This is a genomic window from Citrobacter sp. Cb031 (assembly GCF_030336725.1).
In the GTDB taxonomy this organism is placed as follows: Bacteria; Pseudomonadota; Gammaproteobacteria; order Enterobacterales; family Enterobacteriaceae; genus Citrobacter; species Citrobacter braakii.
In genome coordinates, this window is the sequence record NZ_JAOWDA010000007.1 from 1 (window position 1) to 209 (window position 209).

1 tRNA gene is annotated in these 209 nt (G+C 47.4%); it reads right to left on the reverse strand.

Annotation, left to right across the window (positions count from 1 at the left end):
* Window positions 1–84: 84 nt before the first annotated feature.
* Window positions 85–160: transfer RNA gene (locus tag OGV93_RS00665), tRNA-Ala, on the reverse strand.
* Window positions 161–209 lie beyond the last annotated feature (49 nt).

A 209-nucleotide genomic window follows, 5' to 3' on the forward strand; every position in this document is an offset into this window, starting at 1 on the left:
GATCCAGATTTTTAAAGAGCAAAACTTCGCAGTGAACCTTTTCAGGTACACTCTGAAGTTTTCTTGTGTTTTTGCAGTAAGGGATGGTGGAGCTATGCGGGATCGAACCGCAGACCTCCTGCGTGCAAAGCAGGCGCTCTCCCAGCTGAGCTATAGCCCCATCGTAGTTAAATCTCGTTTAACCTTAATTTCTGTTGAGGCAAGGCGTG